Here is a 16,754-nt window from a genome sequence, read left to right as displayed (position 1 = left end):
TCCCGCCCAGGAGAACGGGTAGATTCTTCACAGCAGAACAGCCACCGAAGGGCCCCGCCGTGGACAAGCCGCTGAAGACCCCGCCGCCGTACCCGATCGCCAGCGTGGACCACGCGCTGCGGGCCGCGACCATGCTGCAACTGGAGGGCGGGGCCACGGTCTCCCAGGTCGCCGAACGCCTGGGCGTGGCCCGCTCCACGGCGCACCGGATCCTGGGCATGCTGGTCTACCGGGACTTCGCGGTGCAGGACGACGACCGGACGTACCGGGCCGGCCCGGTACTGGAGCTGGCCGCGCACTCCCGCTCGCTGGTCTCCCGGCTGCGCCCGGCCGCGCTGCCGCACCTGCGCCGGGCGGTGGACGTGCTGGACGAGACGGTGAACCTGATCGTCCGGGCCGGCGACACCGCCCGGTTCATCGCCAGCGTGGAGTCCGCGCAGACCCTGCGGGTCGGCTCGCGCGAGGGCATGGTCTTCCCCGCGCACCGCACCACCGCCGGGCTGCTGCTGCTCGCCGAGCTGACCGACGAGCAGTTGGAGGAGGTCTACGCCCCCGAGCGCTACCGGGACCGGCCCGGCGAGCGGCCCGACCTGCCGCAGCTGCGGACCGAGCTGAAGCGGCTGCGGCGGGCCGGTTTCGCGGTCAACCGGGAGCGCTCCGAACGCGGCCTGGTCGCCGTCGGGGTGACCGTCCGGGACGCGGCGGGCACGGCGGTGGCGGGCCTGTCGGTGTCGATGCCGGGCGTCCGCTACGACCCGCACCGGCTGCAGTCGCTGGTGGCCGTGCTGGAGGCGGCGGCCCGCGCCCTGGAGGCGGACCTCGCCGAACAGCCCTGACCCCGCCCCCTCCTGACGCCCCGTCGACGACACGAGCCGGGGCACCCGTGGCGGGCGCCCCGGCTCGGGGTCGACGGCGAGGAAAGCGGACGGACTGGAGTCGTTATGCATACGAAAGGAGAAGGAAGCCCGTCCATGGCCTCACCGAGCCGCCACGTTAGCACCCGCCCCGCCCCCGGGTCACCCGCGTTTCCCCGGCCTTGAACCCGCCACCGGACCCGCCACCGGACCCGCCCCTGGCCCCTCTTCTCTTTGCCGGCGGGCCGTTAATCGGGTTGCGGGCGGCCGCGCCGGGGTGTGTGCTCCCGCCCATGACGATTGCGCCGGGGACGCCGGGCCCCGAGGGGACGCGCGGGGCGATGGACGCGCTGCGGGAGTGGCAGGACGACGGAGCGCCGATGCAGCTGCACCCCGGGGACCTCGGCTGGAACCACCGCTTCGGCACCGCCGAGACGGCCGCGGTGGTCCGGACGTGGAGCCGGGGCGGGCGGATCCTGGCCGTCGGGATGCAGGACTCGCCGACGGTGTTCCGGATGACCGCCGCCCCCGACGCCTTCCGGGACGAGGAGCTGGCCCGGCAGCTCGCCGAGGACCTCTCCCGGCCCGAACGCGGCGTGCTGCCGGCCGGCCGGGTGTCCGTCGAGGCGCCGCTCGGCCTGCTGCTCCACGACCTGCTGACCGAGCGGGGCTGGGGCCTGGACGAGCCGTGGACGCCGCTGTTCCGCGACCTCGCCGCCCCGGTGGAGGACCCGGGCGTGCCGGTCGAGGTGATCGGCCCGGAGCGGGCGCAGGGCTTCGCCGAGGTCCTGCGGTCGGCGTTCGACACCCTGCGGCCCTCGGCCGCGTACTGGCACGCGATGTCGGCCGGGCCGTCCTATCACCGGGACGCCCGCTGCCTGGGCGTCTTCGACCGGCGGGGCGGCGCGGCGGCGGTGGTGACGGTGTGGTCGGCGGGCCCGGGCCGGCCGGGGCTGGTCGAGCCGATGGGCGTGCACGCGGACCACCGCGGCCGCGGCCTGGGCCGGGCGATCACCCTCGCCGGGGCGGCCGCGCTGCGGGAGCTGGGCTCGTCGAGCGTGCGGGTGTGCACGCCGAGCTCCAACGCCGGCGGCGTCGCCACCTACCGGGCGGCCGGGTTCGCGGCGCAGCCGGAGATCGGTGACCGCGTCCGCCCGGCCTGACCCCCTCCCCCGGCCCTGGCACGGAACGGATCAGGCCGGGATCAGGTCGAGGCCAGGCCGGAATCAGGCCGGGATCAGGTCGAGGTCAGGCCGGGATCAGGTCGCGCAGGTTCTCCGGCGTGATCGCCACCGAGCCCTCCGGGAGGCCGTCCGGCCGTTCCAGGCCCAGGTAGGTGACCGGGCCGTCCGGGAGCCGCCCGTCCCAGGTCTCGACCTCCGCCCCGTTCGCGGCCATCAGGCCGATCAGGTGGCGGACCGTCAGGTAGCTGCGCGCGACGCCGGCCCGCAGCAGGTCGGCGACCGTGCCCCGGTTGCCCTCGACCTGGTTGGCGGACGGCTCGCCCCGCAGGTGGACGTGCAGCCAGCGGGCGTACCACCGGCCGTCCTCCCGGCGTTCGAACACCAGCGGCAGGGCGACCCGTCCGGCGCCGCGCAGGTCGGACTTCATCCGGACGGTGCGCGGTTCGAACGGGCGGCCCTGCTGCTCGTCCTCGCGCAGCATCCAGCCGAAGAAGGACTCCTCGACCTCCTGGAAGCCCTCGCCCTCGTACACGTTCACCTCCGGCACGACGAACGCGCCGGAGACCGACGACAGCCGCAGGTTGATGAACTCCGAGGCGCCGTCGGGCGCGTCGACCACGTCCCCGGAGTGCTCGCCCACCAGGGAGCTGAGCCGGGTGAACGAGATCCAGGTCGGGTCGCCGTAGTCCCGGTCGAGGATCAGCGCGGACAGGTCGAAGTCGGTGCGCCGCTCGCGCTGCTTCCAGTACACGAAGAACCGCAGCAGCTCGCCCCGGACGGGCTGCACGGAGCCGCGCGGCAGCACGCCGATCCCGGTGGCGCTCGCGTTGCCGCTCAGCGGCAGGGCGACGTCCAGGACCTCCGGGTCGACCAGCAGCCGGGGCGGCCGGTCGGTGGGCAGGCAGCGGACGGTCTCGGCGTCGAGGGCGGCGATCAGGCGTTCGCGTTCGGCGGCGGGCAGCGGCGGGCGGTGGTCCGCGGTGACGTGGCTGCGGGCGTACCGGTTGACGAAGACCCGCCGTTCGGGGCCCGCGCCGGCCCGGTTGCCCAGGTGGGCCCGGTTGCCCAGGTGTTCGCGCAGCGAGAGCAGCAGCCGGCCGGACGCGGCGGGCAGGGCGCGTTCGGCGGCGGCGGCCACCGCGGCCCGGTCCTGCTCGGTGCGGGCGGTGCGCAGCAGCCGGTCCAGGGCGCGCAGCAGCTTGCCGGGGGCTGCGGCGGCCAGCAGGTCGGCGGCGGCGGCGACCTCCCCGGCGGCGAGGAGTTCCTCGACCCGGCCGTCCGAACTGCGGACCGCCGACTCGCCGCGGGCGACGGCGAACACCTCGGCGGCGTGCGGCCACTTCGGGTACTCGTGCGGGTGCAGGCGCTCGCCGAGCCGCTTGAACGGCTCGCGGTGCGGCAGCACGTCGGCGAGCTTGCCGGGGGCGGCGGCGACCAGCCCGTCCAGCGCGGCCAGCAGGGCCCGGCGCACCGGGCGCGGCAGCGGGCCAAACCTGGTCGGTGCGGCGAGCGTCACATCGCCGCCGGACAGCGCGCAGGCGGTGCGCAGCACGTCGGTGACGGTGTCCGCGAGCAGCGGCGAACCGGCTTGCAGCCGGGCCGCGTTGACGGTGGCCCGGTTCTCCCGGACGGGTATCGCGACGGGCTGCGGACCGTCCGCGCAGTGCCGGGCCAGCTCCGCCAGGTCGCGCAGCGCCTGCTCGCCGAGCGGGGTGGTGCTGCCCGCCAGCGCCAGGTAGAGCGCGGCAGCCTCCTCCTCGGGCGTGCCGCCGAGGTGCAGCACCGTCACCCGGTCGCCCGCACCGGCGATCAACTCCCGGTGCGCGGCCAGCAGTTCGGCGTACCCGTGCCGGTACACGCCGTAGCCGTCCAGCGTCAGCAGGTCGACCCCGTCGAGCCCGGCCTCCCCCTCCTCGACGCCGGCGGTGCGGGCCAGCAACTCCCGCCAGAACTCCTCGGTGTCCGGCACGTTGCGCGGGAAGTCCACGAAGTACGCGTTGTGCCGCACGTGGTCGCCGACCAGCTCCCGGACGGCGGCCAGCCCGCCCTCGGCGAGCCGCCCGGCCTCCGCACCCGGCAGCCCGGACAGCCGCTCCAGCAACTCACCGGACAGCTTGAAGCCCACCGACATCAACGCGGCATCGAACTGCCGCGCCACCACCGCCCCTTGTCCTTGTCCTTGTCCTTGCCCTTCTCCCCCGGCCCCGGCCCCGACCTCCGGCACGGGCAGGCGGCGGGCGTGGCGGACGATCAGCGGCGTGAGCACGTACGACATGCCCCGCATGCTCGCAGACCCGCCCGTCGCCCCGCACCCGGTTTCCCCGCTGCCGGAACCGCCGTGGGAACGGCCCGGGGGCCGTTCGGCGACGGGCCGGGGGCGCTGCGCCGACCGGTGCGGTCGTCAGTCGGTGTCGCGCCGACGCTCCTTCAGGTGGTCGAGGGAGTCGACGTACTTGAGCATCAGGCGGGCGAACTCCAGGCGCTCGGTCTCGGCCCAGTCCGCGGTGATGTACTCGAACGCGGAGCGCTGGTGGCGGCGGAAGCGGGCCATCAGCTGGGCGCCCCGGGGGCTGAGGTGCAGGACGGTGCGGCGGCCGTCGTGCTGGGAGGCGGTGCGCAGCAGGTAGCCGGCCTTGATGTTGTCGGTGACCATCCGGCTGGCGACCGAGGGGTCGACGGCGAGGAGTTCGGCGATCGCGCCGACGGTGACCTCGGCCTCCGGGTCGCGGGTGTGCTCCAGGACGAGGTTGAGCACCAGGGTGCGGCTGAGGTCCTTGGCGGAGATCGGGTGCTCGACGTCCAGCAGCGAGGTCCGGCGCAGCTTGCCGAAGGCCGGGCCGACGGCGTCCAGCAGCTCGTCGGCCGTGGGGTGCGGCCAGTGGGCGTCGTTCTTCGTCATGCGCCCATGGTAGGTGCGTGACAGCGCGCAGGAACATGCCGACCCGCAGAAGCATGCAGACTTCCAATAATGTGTTGCTCGGCAATTACATGCATGACAGCATGCATCAATAGCCCGATCCGGGCCGGCCGGCGGACGTCCGCCCGCTTCCCATCCCGCCTCTCTCCACCCACGGGGGTTCCCATGACCGTCCTCATCACCGGTGCGCGCGGCCAGATCGGCCGCGCCGTCCTCGAGCGGCTGCACGCCGCCGGCCGGCCCGTCCGCGCCGCCAGCGCCCGCCCGTCCGGGCTCGACGTCCCGGCCGGGGTGGAGCGGGTCGAGCTGGCGCTGAACCGGCCCGACACCTTCGCGGCGGCGCTGGCGGGCGTGCGCCAGGTGTTCCTGTACCCGGAGCCCGCGGGCATCGACGCGTTCGTCGCGGCCGCCGGGGCCGCGGGCGTGGAGCACGTGGTGCTGCTCTCCTCCGCCTCGGCCCTGTCGCCGGACGCGGAGAGCGACCCGCTGGGTTCGCACCACCTGCTGGTCGAGCGCGCCCTGACGGCCTCCGCCCTGCCCGCCACCCTGCTGCGCCCCGACGCCTTCGCCAGCAACGCCCTCGGCTGGGCCCACCCGATCGGCGCCGGCCTCCCGGTCGAACTCCCCTACCCGGACGCCGTCCTGGCCCCGATCCACCCCGCGGACGTCGCCGACGTCGCGGTCGCCGCCCTGACCGGCCCCGCCCTGCGCGGCCGCGCCGTCACCCTCACCGGCGGCCAACGCCTCACCCTGCGCGAGCAGGTCGGTGTCCTGTCCGAGGTGCTCGGCCGCCCCGTCCCGGTGGAGACCATCACCCGCACCGAGGCCGAACGCCAACTCTCCCGCTTCATGCCCGCCCCGATGGCCGACTCCCTGCTCTCCTTCTGGGCCACCGCCACCACCACCCCCACCCCCCTCGGCGACACCACCCGCACCCTGCTCGACACCCCGGAACGCACCTTCCACCAGTGGGCCACCGAACACGCGGCCGCCTTCACCACGGCCTGACGCCCCATCAACTCACCACCCCCACAACACATGTGGGAGTTTGCCGACGCCCGACAGCGGATCGTACGCTGACGGCCGACCGCGAGGGGTGCTCCCCTCTGGCCTCCCCGTCCCGTCCCGCCCGGAGGACCGATGCTCGAAGCCGCCCTCTCCGCCGTGCCGCTGCTCTTCCCCGCCTTCGCCGTCCTCGGCGCGCTGTTCGGGACGGTGATGTTCCGCCGGGCCCGCCGGCAGGAGCAGTCGGCACTCGCGCCGGTCCTGTGGGCCGTGGCGCTGGCGGGGGAGGTCGCGGTGACGCTGACGCCGACCGCGGGCGGCGCCTCCGGTTCGGTGAACTGCACGGTCGGCGCGGGCAGTTGGGAGGTGGCGCTCGGCCAGCAGGGGCTGCTGAACCTGGCCCTGTACGTGCCGCTGGCGGCGTTCGGGGTGTGGGCGTTCCGACGTCCGCTGTCGGTGCCGGCCGGGTGCGTGGTGCTCTCCGCGGCGACGGAGCTGCTGCAGACCGTGCTGGGGACGGGCCGGGCCTGCGACGCCGCCGATTTCGTCGACAACTCGACGGGAGCGCTGCTGGGCACCGTGCTGGCCACGGGCGCGCTGGCGCTGGCCGGGCGGAGGCCGTTGGCGGTGCGGCGGGACGGGGTGCGGGCGCTGACCGCGGCCGGTGGCGGCCTGTCGGCGGTGGCGGTGGCGGTGTGGCTGTTCGTCCCGCTGTACGACGAGACGGCGGCCCGCGCCCCGTTCTCGGGCTCGGCGGACGTCCTCGGACCGGCGCGGCAGCTCGCGGACGGGCTGTTCGGTCCGGGGAGCCGGGTGGAGACCACCTCGGCGGTGGCCGATCCGGCGCTCTCCCGCTTCGCGCTGACCGAGGTGGTCACCGACCGGGGGCGGTTCCGGTTCGAGGAGCGGAGCGGGAGCCTGGTCTCCGTCGAGTTCGCCGATCCGGGCCCGGCCGGGGCGTCCCCGCTGCCGGAGGGGCAACTCCTGCGGGCGGGCGGGGAGTTCGCCGCCGTCTGGTTCCCGGACCTGGCGAGCGGCGTCCGTCCCGTCCTCGCCCCGGGCCCGGACGCCGACGGGTCCCGGGTGCTCTCCTACCGCCGTCCCGACGCGGACGGGGCGCAGCAGCCGGGGCGGTTGGACGTCACCGTCTCCGCTTCCGGCCGCGTCCGGTCCGCGACCGCCGCCCGTCCGCGCTGAGGTGGTTCAGGACAGGGCCGGGATGACTTCCGCGCCGTAGGCGTCGATGACGGCTTCGCGGGCGTCGTGCATCGCGTACAGCGCGAACTGGTCGACGCCGGCGTCGCGCAGGACGCGGAGTTTCTCGATGTGGGCGGCGGCGGGGCCGAGGAGGCAGAAGCGGTCGACGACGGCGTCGGGGACGAAGTCGGTGGAGGGGTTCCCGGCGCGGCCGTGGTGGCTGTAGTCGTAGCCGTGGCGGTCCTTGATGTAGGCGGTGAGTTCGTCGGGGACGAGGTCGGAGTGCTCGCCGTACTTGGCGACCAGGTCGGCGACGTGGTTGCCGACCATGCCGCCGAACCAGCGGCACTGTTCGCGGGCGTGGGCGAGGTCGTCGCCGACGTAGGCGGGGGCGGCGACGCAGACGGTGACGGCGGCGGGGTCGCGGCCGGCTTCCTCGGCGGCCCGGCGGACGGCCTTGACCATCCGTTCGGTGAGGTAGGGGTCGGCGAGTTGGAGGATGAACCCGTCGGCCTTCCGGCCGGCCAGGGCGAGGGCCTTGGGCCCGTAGGCGGCCATCCAGACCGGCAGCCGGCCGTCCCGGATCCACGGGATGCGGATCGGGGTGCCGTCGACCTCGGCCTCGCGCCCCTCGGCGAGGTCGCGGATCGCGTCGATGGCGGCGCCGAGCCGGGCGAGGGTGTTGGGGCGGCGGCCGGCCACCCGCATCGCGGAGTCGCCGCGGCCGATGCCGCAGACCGTCCGGTTGCCGTACATGTCGTTGAGGGTGGCGAAGGTGGAGGCGGTGACCTCCCAGGCGCGGGTGCCGGGGTTGGTGACCATCGGGCCGACGTGCAGGCGTTCGGTGTGTTCCAGGATGCGGCTGTGGATGACGAAGGGCTCCTGCCAGAGCACCGCGGAGTCGAAGGTCCAGCCGTGGCTGAACCCGGCCCGTTCGGCGCGGCGCATCAGGTCGACGACCTCGGCGGCCGGCGGGTCGGTCTGCAGGACGAGTCCGAAGTCCACGCGGGGGCTCCTTGAAGGGTCAGAGGTACTGGCAGGTGGAGCGGGGCAGGAAGGTGCCGTGTCCGGGGCGGCCGAGGTAGTCGCCGCGGTCGAGCACGACCTCGCCGCGGGAGAGCACGGTCTCGACCCGGCCGGTGACGGTGCGGCCCTCGTACGCCGAGTAGTCGACGTTCATGTGGTGGGTGGCGGCGGAGAGGGTCTGGACGGCGTGCGGGTCGTAGATGACCAGGTCGGCGTCGGCGCCGGGGGCGATGGTGCCCTTGCGCGGGTGGAGGCCGAACATCCGGGCGGGGGCGGCGCAGGCGAGTTCGATCCAGCGGCGGCGGCTGATCCGGCCCTCGACGACGGCCTGGTGCAGCAGGTCCATCCGGTGCTCGACGCCCGGCAGCCCGTTGGGGATCTTCGAGAAGTCGCCGCGGCCGAGTTCCTTCTGCCCCGCGAAGCAGAACGGGCAGTGGTCGGTGGAGACCACCTGGAGGTCGTCGGTGCGCAGGCCGCGCCAGAGCGCGTCCTGGTGGTCCTTGGGGCGCAGCGGGGTGGAGCAGACGTACTTGGCGCCCTCGAAGTCGGGTTCGGCGAGGTTGTCGGTGGACAGGAACAGGTACTGCGGGCAGGTCTCGCCGAAGACCGGCAGTCCGAGGTCGCGGGCGGCGGCGAGTTCGGCGAGCGCCTCGCGGGCGGAGACGTGCACGACGTACAGCGGCGCCCCGGCGACCCGGGCGAGCTGGATCGCCCGGTGGGTGGCCTCGGCCTCCAGCAGCGCCCGGCGCACCTCGCCGTGGTACCGCGGGTCGGTCTCGCCGCGGGCCAGGGCCTGTTCGACCAGGACGTCGATGGCGGGGCCGTTCTCGGCGTGCACCATGGTGAGCGCGCCGAGGTCGGCGGCCTGCTGCATGGCGCGCAGGATCTGCCCGTCGTCGGAGTAGAAGACGCCGGGGTAGGCCATGAACAGCTTGAACGAGGTGACGCCCTCGCCGACCAGTCCGGGCATCTCGCGCAGCACGGCCTCGTTGACGTCCGAGACGATCATGTGGAAGGCGTAGTCGATCGCGCAGTTGCCGTCGGCCTTGGCGTGCCAGTCGTCGAGCCCGGCGCGCAGCGAGGAGCCCCTGCTCTGGACGGCGAAGTCGACGATGGTGGTGGTGCCGCCCCAGGCCGCGGCCCGGGTGCCGGTGGTGAAGGTGTCGGAGGCCCGGGTGCCGCCGAACGGCATCTCCATGTGGGTGTGCGCGTCGACGCCGCCGGGGACGACGTACTTCCCGCTCGCGTCGAACACCCGGTCGGCGCTCCAGCGCTGACTGCCGGGCAGGGCGAGGGCGGCGACCCGGCCGTCCTCGACCAGCACGTCGGCGGGCACCTCCTCGGCGGCGGTGATGACCAGGCCGCCGGTGATCAGGGTGCGGGCCATCGCGCTCAGCCCTCGGTCAGCGGGCCGTAGGCGTCCGGGCGCCGGTCCCGGTAGAACGCCCACTGCTGGCGGACCTCGTCGATCAGGCCGAGGTCGAGGTCGCGGACGACGAGTTCCTCGCGCTTGTCGGAGGCGACCTCGCCGACGAACTGCCCGCGCGGGTCGACGAAGTAGCTGGTGCCGTAGAAGTCGTCGTCGCCGTACTCCTCGACGCCGACCCGGTTGATCGCGGCGACGAAGTACTCGTTGGCGACGGCGGCGGCGGGCTGCTCCAGCTGCCACAGGTAGGCGGACAGGCCGCGGCTGGTCGCCGACGGGTTGTACACGATCTCCGCCCCGGCGAGGCCCAGCGCCCGCCAGCCCTCCGGGAAGTGCCGGTCGTAGCAGATGTACACGCCGACCTTCCCGACCGCGGTGTCGAACACCGGCCAGCCGAGGTTCCCCGGCTTGAAGTAGTACTTCTCCCAGAATCCGCGCACCTGCGGGATGTGGTGCTTGCGGTACTTGCCGAGGTAACTGCCGTCGGCGTCGATCACGGCGGCGGTGTTGTAGTAGAAACCGGCCTTCTCGATCTCGTACACCGGCGCGACCACCACGATCCCCAACTCCCGGGCCAGCGCCTGCATCCGCCGCACCGTCGGCCCGTCCGGGACGGGCTCGGCCCAGGCGTAGTGCTCGGGTTCCTGCACCTGGCAGAAGTACGGGGCGTTGAACACCTCCTGGAACCCGATGATCCCCGCCCCCCGCCCGGCCGCGTCCCGCGCGGCCCGCTCGGCGGCGGCCAGCATGGTCTCCTTGTCCCCCGTCCACGCGGTCTGGAACAGGGCAGCCCTGACGACACGGCTCATGGGCACAACTCCTCGGCTCGACGGCGCGAAGGCGCGGCGGAAATGGCGCGGCAGCGCGGCAGCGCAGTGGCGCGGTGGCGCTTCAGCACAGCGGCGCTCCAGCGCTGAAGCGCTGTAGAGCGTCGAGACTAGGAGCTTTACGGCGAATGGGTGGGTGCCACGCGGGAGGAGCCGGAAATTCGCCTTCCCGCACATTCCTCCGATTTTCCACCGATCATCCGGCCATCCGGCCATTCGGTCCGCCGACCATTCGGTCATTTGATCCTCCCGGCGCGGGATTTCCGGATCAGCGCGCGGCGGCGTCCGCGAGGGCCCGGACGATCAGGGCGGCGGAGGTCGCACCCGGGTCCTGGTGGCCGACGCTGCGCGGGCCGAGGTAGGAGGCGCGGCCCCGGCGGGCCTGGAGCGGGGTGGTGGCGCGGGCGCCCTGCTCGGCGGCGTCGGCGGCCGCGGCGGTCGCCCCGGCGAGGGTGGCCCCGGCCGCGGCGGCGGTGCGCAGGGCGTCCACGGCCGGGGCGAGCGCGTCGGCCATCGTCTTGTCGCCCGGCTCGGCGCCGCCCAGCGCCCGGACGGCGGCGAGGCCGGCCGCCAGCGCGTCCGCGCAGGCCGCGGGGCCGGCGTCCGGCGGGAGTTCGGCCCCGGCCACCCGGAACGCCTGCCCGTACAGCGGCCCGGAGGCGCCGCCCACCTTGGCCAGCAGCGTGCTGCCGACCGTGCGCAGCAGCGCGCCCGCACTGTCGAAGCCGGCGGAGCCGTCCGACCCCGCGTCGTCCAGCGCGGCGAGGACGGCGGTGAAGCCCCGGCGGAGGTTGCTGCCGTGGTCGCCGTCGCCGATCGCCGCATCGAGCGCGGTGAGTTGCTCCTCGGCGCGTCCGACGGCCGCGGCGGCGGCCCGGATCCACGCCTCGGCGAGGGCGGCGTCGAGGGTCTCGTGCGTCATGGTGCTGCGTCACTTCCTGCCGGAAGCCGCCCCGTACTATCGGCCGCCGTACCCGCCATACCTGCCATCCCCATCACGTCCGAACCAGGGCGGGGGTGTCGGCCGGGGCGTCCCACAGGTCCAGCATCCGGGGGTCGGCGCCGGTCAGGGTGATCGAGAAGCCGGCCATGTCGAGGCTGGTGACGTAGGAGCCGACCAGGGTGCGGGCGGCGGGGAGGCCGTGCTCGGCGAGGCGGTCGGTGACGGCGGCGCACAGGACGTACAGCTCGATCAGCGGGGTGCCGCCGAGGCCGTTGACCAGCAGGATCGGCCGCTCGTCCGGGCCGGGCCGGTAGTCGTCCAGGATCGCGTCGACGGCCGTGGCGGCCAACTCGCGGGCGGGGCGCAGCCGGTCGCGGCGGCGGCCGGGCTCGCCGTGGATGCCGACGCCGACCTCGATCTCGTCCTCGGCGAGGTCGAAGCCGGGGCGGCCGACCGCCGGGTTGGTGGCGGCGGTGAGCGCGATGGCGAACGAGCGGGACGCGGCGACGACCCGCTCCCCCAACTCCCGGACCTCGTCCAGGCCGGCGCCGCGTTCGGCGAGCGCGCCGCAGATCTTGTGCACCAGCAGGGTCGCGCCGGTGCCGCGGCGGCCGGCCGCGGAGTCCCGGACGGCGACGTCGTCGTCGACCAGGACGGTGGCCACCCGGTGGCCCTGCTCGACGGCGAGTTCGGCGGCCAGCCGGAAGTTCAGCACGTCGCCGGTGTAGTTCTTCACCACGAACAGCACGCCCGCGCCGTTGTCGGCGGCCTGCGCGGCGGCCAGGATCCGGTCCGGCGGCGGTGAGGTGAACAGGTCGCCGGGGCAGGCCGCGTCCAGCATGCCCGGGCCCACGAACCCGACGTGCAGCGGCTCGTGGCCGGAACCGCCGCCCGACACCAGCGCCACCTTCGGCCCGGCCGGACGCACCGCCCGGGTGACCACCCGCCGGTCGAGGTCCACCGCGAGCGCGGGGTGGGCGGCGGCGAGCCCGGCCAGTGCGTCGTCGACGACGCTCTCCGGGCTGTTGATCAGCTTCTTCACGGCGGTCGTGCCCCTTCGTCCGCACCCGGCCGATTCGTTGGATCCCATCCGGTCCACATGATTGACCCGGTTCACATGATTGATCCGGTCCACACGGTTGATCCGGTTCACACGGTTGATCCGTTTCATTCGTTTCGCCGGATTCCGGCCGACGCTACCCCAACCCCCGTGCCCCGCCGCCGAACCCCGCCACGCCCCGCGCGGCGCGCCCGGCCACGCCCCCGGCCGCCGGTAGGCTGCGCCGCATGCGCGCTCCGGTCGGTCTGGTCCTGGTCTCCCACAGCCCGCACCTGGCCCGCGGCGTGCAGGAACTGCTCGCCGAACTGGCCGACGACGTCCCGGTGCTGCTCGCCGCGGGCACCGAGGACGGCTCCCTCGGCACCAGCTACGACCTGACGGCCCGCGCGGTCCGCGCCGCCGACCGCGGCACCGGCGTCCTGCTCCTGGCCGACCTCGGTAGCTCCGTCCTGACCGCCACCCTCGTCCTCGCCGACCTCGCCATCCCCGCCACCGCCCTCGCCGACGCCCCCTTCGTCGAGGGCGCCGTGGCCGCCGCCGTCACCGCCGCCACCTGCGCCCCGTTCCCCGAGGTCCTGGCCGCCGCCGAAGGGGCCCGCGACTTCCGCAAGCGCCAGTAGGGACCCGGCCGGACGGGCAGAGCAGCGGCGCGTTCCCGAACGCCTCGTTCACGGCACGGGCGCATGGGAACAACGGAACTGGCGCAACGTACCGGGCCCTTCTACGCCGGCGACACGGACAGCATGGCCACCGGGCGCCTGGACGCTGTGGAGACCGTCCGCGACTGGTGGCGGGGCCGGGCCCGGGTCAGGGATCGGGCGGTTGCCATCGCCGCCGACTGGGGTGCGGACACCCACCCCCACTGGGGCTTCAACGCCGATCCCCGCTACCTCGGCCACTACCACGATGCGGCCCGAGGGCACCGGGACTTCATCGCCTACATCGACGACGGGCTGGAGTCGTACCTGCGCGGCTACCTCTTCTGGCTCGAACAGCGACGCGAGCCGCACGTCGGCGAACCCCTCCCCCACCTCTAGCCGACTGCGGCACCGCAGTAGTTCCGGTCGCCGATCAGGATCTGCCCCGCCCGGGCGGTGACCAGCCCCGGCTCGGCGTGGAACCTGCCCGGCAGGGTCTCGCGCTCGTCGGCCTTCGCGCCGGTCAGCGCGAAGGCGACCGGCAGCCCATGCAGGGTACACACCAGGTGCAGCCGCAGGCCCTGGAAGAATCGCGTGCGGCTGGCGCAGCAGCCGTACTCGGCCCGTCCGGCCAGGTCGGGGCGTTTGACGGTCTCCCGGGAGCGCCCGCATTCCACGGGTGTGGAGTCGACCACCCGCACGGTGTCGGTCCACGGCGAGGTGCCGGTCGCCAGGAGCCGGTTGACGTGTCCGATCAGGTCGGCGGCCCTGCGCAGGCGCCCGTTGGAGTCAGGCCGGCCGGGCAGGTACGGAGTACAGGTGCCGCAGGTTCGTGCGGGCGTGGCGGAGCCAGCGGCGTTCGTCGTCGGTCTTCACGTAGAGCGCGGTGGCGAGGGAGTCCAGGTCAGGCGCACAACCGATCTTCGGACTCCCTCGCTTCATGTCATGCGCGACAGCGAGCCCTTGGACTCGATCGTCTATTCGCACTCCCGGAAGCGTGGGTCGCCCTTCGGCGCGGAGCCCGGCAACAGCGTCAGGTGGTCGGTGGCCTTGGCGCCCTCCCGGACGACCTCGGCGGGCATCGTGCCGGACACGGCCCACGGGGCCACCGTCGTGTAGAAGGTCCGGGTCCCGGCCGGGGTACGCAGAGTGCCCACCTCGGTCAGCGGCAGGCTGACGCCATTGCAGGTGAGGTTGTCGACCTTCTCCTGGTCCACGAAGAACACCATCGCCCACGCGCCATCGTCGATGAAACTCGGGCCGATCAGCCCCTTGAGCATCGGGGTGCTGCCCGCCGACAGGTCCTTGTCCGCGTAGCAGCCGCGCACCAGGCCCAACGGCGCGTGCTCTCCCCAGCAGAGGTCGCCGCCAACCGTGGGCCACAGGAACCAGTACACGTCCCCCTCGTGGAAGGCCGGGATCAGCCGGTCGATGACCGGACCCTCGCCGGCCTGCTCGGCCAGCTCGCGGATCTGCTGCTCCGCCCTCGCCGGCGTCACCGGCGGTCGGCTTGCCGGGGAGGGCCAGATTGTCACGGTCGGGATCGCACTCGGATCGGCCGAGCCGGGCGCACCGGGCACCGTCGGCGCGGGAGCACTCGGTGTGGCCGACGCTGTCGCCGACAGGGACGTTGCTGCGTCCGCCGACCGCCCCGGCGCCCCGGTGCATCCGCCGGCCAGCAGAATCGCCGCCCCGACCGCGGCAAGACAGCCGTACCCGACCCGCCCCATGGTCCCCCCGTGTTCGACTCGCGCAGTGCATAGATGATGCCAACGAGACCTTGGCATCAATCATCCAGGCAGTGCCGCCGGAGCACTCCCGGACGGCGGGCGCGGCGCCGTGGACTCCCCGGTGGCGGTCAGGCGGGGAGGAGGCGGTCCAGGGCGCGGCGGGTGCGGGTGGCGGCGAGGGGGTCGCGGAGGAGTTGGAGGGCCTGGTTGAGGGCCAGGTAGATGCCGGTCAGCTCGTGGACGACCTGTTCGGGGTCGGTGTCGGAGGGGAGTTCTCCGGCTTCGACGGCGAGGCGGACCTCGCCGGCCAGGCGGCGGCGCCAGACCATCAGCAGGCGGGCGACGTTGCGGCGGACGGGGCCGTCGTGGGCGTCGAACTCGACGGCGGCGGTGGTGAACAGGCAGCCGCCGGGGAAGACCTCGCGGGCGTGTTCGAGGTAGTCGATCCAGCTCTGGCAGACGGCCCGCAGGCGGCGCAGGCCGGGTTCGACGGTCGCCGCCGGGTCCCAGACCAGAGCGGTGAAGAGTGCGGAGGCCCGTTCCAGGGTGGCCAGTTGGAGGGCTTCCTTGGTGCCGAAGTGGCCGAGCACGCCGGCCTTGGAGAGGCCGAGATCGGCGGCCAGCCGTCCGATGGTCAGCCCTTCCAGCCCGTCGACCGAGGCGAGGGCGACGCTGCGGTCGATGATCCGGGCCCTGGTCCGGCGGGTCTCGACCACCGTGCTGCGCGGGCTCATCCGATCCTCCTCCGCGGTCCGCCTCGTCCGGGTGCGCCCGATCCGCACCCCGGCCCGGAATCCTACGTCGTACGGCCCCGGGGTGCGGTGGCCCGCGCGGCCGGGCGGGCTTCGGCGCGCCTTCGCCGCCCCACTTGTCGTCCAGCCGACGAGAAGTGTTATCGTCTAAGTGACGCTAACGCCTGCCGGGTCGACCGCCCCAGGAGGACACCGTGGAAGAACAGCAGCCCAGCACCTCCGCCCCCACCACCGGCTGCGCTCGGAGCACCGGCCCCGACCTGCGGAACGGCCTGCGAAACAGCCTGCGGAACGGCCTGCGGAACGATCTGCGGAACGACCCGTGGGGCGACCTGATGGACCAGTTGCTCGACGACCCGTCCGAGGAGGTGCGGCGCGCCGCCACCCTCCGGACCCGCGACACCGCGGCGCTGTGGCGGGCCGCGGAGGACGTCCCGGCCGTCCGCGCGGCCGCGGCCGCCAACCCGCACGCCCCCGCCGACCTGCTGGCCGAACTCGCCGACGACCACGACGGGGACGTCCGGGCCGCGGTCGTCCGCAACCCCGCCTGCCCGCCGGGGCTGCGCCAACGTGTCGCGGCCGCCCACGCCCCCTCCCCCTACACCTGCACCCCGAAGCACTGACCCGGCCGGGGCGCTGAGCCGACAAGGCGCCGAGCCGACGAGGCACGTCACCGCTCGGGGCGGTGCTCCAGCAGGAGGCTCCCGTCCGGGCGTTCCCCGCCCGCCCCCGGTGGCACCTGCCGGAACCCGGCCTTCTCCCAGGCGCGCACGGCCCGGACGTTCGCCGCCGCCGGGTCGACGGTCACCCGCCGCCACCCCAACTCCCCGACCAGGTGGGCGAGCAGCGCCCGCGCGGCGTCCGGCCCCAGGCCCCGGCCCCGGGCGTGCGGCACCAGGACCAGGTCGATGCCGCCGCCGTCCGGCCCGGCCCGCCAGTACTGGGCGTAGCCCACCGGCGTGCCCGCGGCGAGCACCAGGAACGACTCCACCTGCGGGCGCCGCCGCCCCAGGTACTTCTCGGCGACCTCCTGCCGCGACAGCGGCACCCCGCCCCAGTGCTCCACGAACCCGGGGTCGGCGAACCACCCGGCCAGCAGCTCCAGGTCGTCCTCGCCCGTCGGAACGAGCCTGGTCAGCACCCCGTCCAGCCCGTCCAGCCCGTCCAGCCCGTCCAGCCCGGAACCGCCACCCAC

The 16,754-nt window shown here is 74.4% G+C and carries 19 protein-coding genes; 7 read left to right on the top strand and 12 right to left on the bottom strand.

The genetic code is table 11. The features are described 5' to 3' along the window. The first annotated feature begins 59 nt into the window (after positions 1-59). On the top strand, positions 60-836 hold the full coding sequence (locus IH44_RS0119580; protein WP_030460916.1) for an IclR family transcriptional regulator: 777 nt from the start codon (positions 60-62) through the stop codon (positions 834-836). 311 nt (positions 837-1,147) lie between these two features. After that, positions 1,148-2,017: an N-acetyltransferase gene (locus IH44_RS0119575; protein ID WP_030460915.1), complete on the top strand. Its 870-nt coding sequence runs from the start codon at positions 1,148-1,150 to the stop codon at positions 2,015-2,017. A gap of 85 nt (positions 2,018-2,102) precedes the next feature. Here IH44_RS0119575 and IH44_RS0119570 read toward each other — a convergent pair whose 3' ends face one another. Together IH44_RS0119570 and IH44_RS0119565 are read right to left on the bottom strand one after the other, a co-directional pair. Further along, on the bottom strand, positions 2,103-4,313 hold the full coding sequence (locus IH44_RS0119570) for a TerD family protein (protein WP_030460914.1): 2,211 nt from the start codon (positions 4,311-4,313) through the stop codon (positions 2,103-2,105). Positions 4,314-4,439: 126 nt separating this feature from the next. Then, positions 4,440-4,937, bottom strand: a complete 498-nt coding sequence (locus tag IH44_RS0119565; RefSeq protein ID WP_030460913.1) for a MarR family winged helix-turn-helix transcriptional regulator — start codon at positions 4,935-4,937, stop codon at positions 4,440-4,442. A 183-nt stretch (positions 4,938-5,120) separates the two neighbouring features. On the opposite strand from IH44_RS0119565, the gene IH44_RS0119560 reads away from it, so the two are divergent. Further along, positions 5,121-5,963, top strand: a complete 843-nt coding sequence (locus tag IH44_RS0119560; protein WP_030460912.1) for an SDR family oxidoreductase — start codon at positions 5,121-5,123, stop codon at positions 5,961-5,963. Between the two features lie 132 nt (positions 5,964-6,095). Beyond that, on the top strand, positions 6,096-7,157 hold the full coding sequence (locus IH44_RS42905) for a VanZ family protein (RefSeq protein WP_051817074.1): 1,062 nt from the start codon (positions 6,096-6,098) through the stop codon (positions 7,155-7,157). Positions 7,158-7,163: 6 nt separating this feature from the next. Here IH44_RS42905 and IH44_RS0119545 read toward each other — a convergent pair whose 3' ends face one another. The 5 genes from IH44_RS0119545 to dhaK all read right to left on the bottom strand — a co-directional run bounded on the left by IH44_RS0119545 (position 7,164) and on the right by dhaK (position 12,421). After that, positions 7,164-8,162: a TIGR03842 family LLM class F420-dependent oxidoreductase gene (locus IH44_RS0119545; RefSeq protein ID WP_030460910.1), complete on the bottom strand. Its 999-nt coding sequence runs from the start codon at positions 8,160-8,162 to the stop codon at positions 7,164-7,166. Between the two features lie 19 nt (positions 8,163-8,181). Then, positions 8,182-9,570 carry a dihydropyrimidinase gene (gene hydA / locus IH44_RS0119540; RefSeq protein ID WP_030460909.1) on the bottom strand — a complete coding sequence of 463 codons (1,389 nt, stop codon included), beginning with the start codon at positions 9,568-9,570 and terminating at the stop codon, positions 8,182-8,184. A gap of 5 nt (positions 9,571-9,575) precedes the next feature. After that, positions 9,576-10,418: a nitrilase-related carbon-nitrogen hydrolase gene (locus IH44_RS0119535; RefSeq protein ID WP_030460908.1), complete on the bottom strand. Its 843-nt coding sequence runs from the start codon at positions 10,416-10,418 to the stop codon at positions 9,576-9,578. Between the two features lie 286 nt (positions 10,419-10,704). Then, positions 10,705-11,358, bottom strand: coding sequence for a dihydroxyacetone kinase subunit DhaL (gene dhaL / locus IH44_RS0119530; protein WP_030460907.1), 654 nt, complete (start codon positions 11,356-11,358; stop codon positions 10,705-10,707). A 73-nt stretch (positions 11,359-11,431) separates the two neighbouring features. Beyond that, a complete protein-coding gene (gene dhaK, locus IH44_RS0119525; protein ID WP_030460906.1) occupies positions 11,432-12,421 on the bottom strand; it encodes a dihydroxyacetone kinase subunit DhaK in 990 nt (329 codons plus the stop codon). Positions 12,422-12,666: 245 nt separating this feature from the next. Here dhaK and dhaM point away from each other — a divergent pair, with 245 nt between their 5' ends. Both dhaM and IH44_RS0119515 read left to right on the top strand, forming a co-directional pair. Further along, a complete protein-coding gene (gene dhaM / locus IH44_RS0119520) occupies positions 12,667-13,059 on the top strand; it encodes a dihydroxyacetone kinase phosphoryl donor subunit DhaM (RefSeq protein ID WP_030460905.1) in 393 nt (130 codons plus the stop codon). A 123-nt stretch (positions 13,060-13,182) separates the two neighbouring features. Next, positions 13,183-13,476 (top strand): hypothetical protein, encoded by a 294-nt coding sequence (locus IH44_RS0119515; protein ID WP_157852397.1) that lies wholly within the window; start codon positions 13,183-13,185, stop codon positions 13,474-13,476. On the opposite strand, the gene IH44_RS48190 is transcribed toward IH44_RS0119515, so the two are convergent. The 4 genes from IH44_RS48190 to IH44_RS0119500 form a co-directional block, all read right to left on the bottom strand. Continuing rightward, positions 13,473-13,772, bottom strand: a complete 300-nt coding sequence (locus tag IH44_RS48190; RefSeq protein WP_232795015.1) for a transposase — start codon at positions 13,770-13,772, stop codon at positions 13,473-13,475. The genes IH44_RS0119515 and IH44_RS48190 overlap by 4 nt on opposite strands. 94 nt (positions 13,773-13,866) lie before the next feature. Continuing rightward, complete coding sequence (locus IH44_RS48185) at positions 13,867-14,019, bottom strand: hypothetical protein (RefSeq protein ID WP_232795014.1); 153 nt, start codon at positions 14,017-14,019, stop codon at positions 13,867-13,869. A gap of 35 nt (positions 14,020-14,054) precedes the next feature. After that, a complete protein-coding gene (locus tag IH44_RS0119505) occupies positions 14,055-14,576 on the bottom strand; it encodes a hypothetical protein (RefSeq protein WP_030460903.1) in 522 nt (173 codons plus the stop codon). Positions 14,577-14,935: 359 nt separating this feature from the next. Further along, positions 14,936-15,541: a TetR/AcrR family transcriptional regulator gene (locus IH44_RS0119500; RefSeq protein WP_030460902.1), complete on the bottom strand. Its 606-nt coding sequence runs from the start codon at positions 15,539-15,541 to the stop codon at positions 14,936-14,938. Between the two features lie 212 nt (positions 15,542-15,753). Here IH44_RS0119500 and IH44_RS41195 point away from each other — a divergent pair, with 212 nt between their 5' ends. Next, entirely contained in the window at positions 15,754-16,182 is a 429-nt protein-coding gene (locus tag IH44_RS41195; RefSeq protein WP_030460901.1) for a hypothetical protein, read from the top strand. Between the two features lie 47 nt (positions 16,183-16,229). On the opposite strand, the gene IH44_RS0119490 is transcribed toward IH44_RS41195, so the two are convergent. Next, entirely contained in the window at positions 16,230-16,754 is a 525-nt protein-coding gene (locus tag IH44_RS0119490) for a GNAT family N-acetyltransferase (protein ID WP_232795013.1), read from the bottom strand.

The sequence above is a fragment of the Kitasatospora sp. NRRL B-11411 genome (assembly GCF_000721345.1).
Lineage (GTDB): Bacteria > Actinomycetota > Actinomycetes > Streptomycetales > Streptomycetaceae > Kitasatospora > Kitasatospora cineracea.
The sequence above is the reverse complement of the archived record's forward strand: the minus strand, read 5'-3'. Positions and strand labels throughout refer to the sequence as shown.